The 1,798-nt window shown below is 67.5% G+C and carries 1 protein-coding gene; it reads right to left on the bottom strand.

Annotated features, from left to right (window positions below):
• Window positions 1-33 precede the first annotated feature (33 nt).
• Complete coding sequence (locus F3T56_RS45825) at window positions 34-1,674, bottom strand: IS4 family transposase (protein ID WP_216373117.1); 1,641 nt, start codon at window positions 1,672-1,674, stop codon at window positions 34-36.
• Window positions 1,675-1,798: the final 124 nt, after the last annotated feature.

The raw sequence follows: 1,798 nt of genomic DNA, 5'->3' as shown, positions 1-1,798 counted from the left end.
GTCCCAAGGCCGGGTAGTTAGCGTTTTCGCAGGTCACGCAAGGGGAGTTGGGGTCCATGCTGTGGCGGCATAGAGGCCGGGGCCGAGTTTGTGGATGAGGCCGGTCTCGGCCCATCTGGAGAGCTGCCGATACATGGTCTCCATGGTGATGTCGCCGAAATGGAAGGCGATGTCACGGGGACGCCAGAGACGGTTGGGGTCCTTCTCGAGCAGTGCCAGGATTCGGTGACGGCGACGCTCGGCGATGGCGGTGTGCCGGTCGTCGCGGGAGACAGCGGGTAGCTGAAGTCGGGGTTCCGGAGGCTCGATGACGTTGATGTCGAGACCGGTGATGGTGCGGCTGGTGTCGGGTCTGCCGTCCTCGTGTCGGGTGCTGTAGCGGGACATCGGTGACTTGACTTTGCGGGTGCTGACCCGCTGGCGTCGGGGCGGGAGGAGGCGGGTCAGGATCCGGTGCCCGATCAGTCCGAGGCGACCGGCGTCGGTGGGGTCGGTGATGACGGCGGCGGCCTGGACGACCTGGTCACGGGCGGTCTGGAGGGCGACGGTGAAGCAGCAGCGGTCCGGATCGGTGCCCGGCAGCGACTCCGCGGCCTCGACCATCACGGTCCGCAGGGCCTGGTAAAGGGTGAGCAGGGCCCACATCTCCTGCTCGATGCCTGCCGGGTCGCCCGAGCGCAGGTTGCGCCCGTTCATGATCGTGTGGCGGAGTGCGTAGTACGCCGATTCGTGTTCCCACCGCTGGTGATAGAGGCCCGCCAGCGCGGTGGCGGGGTAACGGCGGGCGTCGATCAGGGTCGTGACCAGTCGGTAGGACCCGGTGAAGGACGTGCCGTCCGCGCAGGTCACGGCGATCTGTGCGTCGATGACCCGTACGTTCACGGTGCCGATCACCGACAGGTAGGAGCCGTCGACGAGGCGGGCGAGGACCGGCATGCGCCGGTTGCTGCGGAGCCGGCCCAGGACCTGAGCGCCGGTGTCGGTGACCGCCGCGAGGAAGGCGTTGCTGTCGAATCCCTTGTCCCACAGCACCAGCATGTCCGGCCGCAGCAGATGCAGCAGCCGGCGAGCGTAGCTTGTCTCGCCCTCGGCGGTGGGGCCGAACACCGCGCCGACCAGGGCTCGGGTGCCGGTCTCGATCAGCGTCATCAACTCCAGCGTCGGATAGCCATGATGCGAAGTCCTCCCCAGCCAGGCACGGTTCCGCTCGGAATCGGGAACCCTCAGAGAACTGCAGCCGTCGAACGACACCATCCGGTACGCACCGAAACGCACCCCCGGCGTCGTCGGCCGGGCCAGCAACCCGGCCAGCACCTCGAACAACGCCCGCACCGGCGCGCTGCCGAGCCGCCGGCGCAGGTCACGCAACGCCTTCGCCGACGGACAGACCACCGGCATCCCGGACAGTCCCGCGGTCAGCTTGTCCCAGACCAGCCGGTAGCCGACCTCAGGGAACAGGCACATCGCCAGCAGGAAGTAGACACCGACCCGCGACGGCAGATCACGCAGCCGTCGCTGCACTGCTCTCGTCTCCTCCAGCACCGCGTCCACGAGCTCGAACGGCACGACCGCCGTCAGCTCACCCAGATGCCCGGGAGCGAACCGGCCCGCGGCCACGGTGACCGAATGGGTGATGGCCGTCAGCGCAGACGGCAGGACACAATGACGGGGCAACGGAGCTCCTTCGGGACAAGCTGTCTTGGTCGACTGCCTGTACCAACGAGTTCCGTTGTCCTGCGTCAGAAATCCTTCAACTGGCTTGCGTGACCTGCGAAAACGCTAACTACCCGGCCTTGGG

It is taken from the genome of Streptomyces tailanensis (assembly GCF_008386495.1).
GTDB classification, from domain to species: Bacteria; Actinomycetota; Actinomycetes; order Streptomycetales; family Streptomycetaceae; genus Streptomyces; species Streptomyces tailanensis.
The sequence above is the reverse complement of the archived record's forward strand: the minus strand, read 5'-3'. Positions and strand labels throughout refer to the sequence as shown.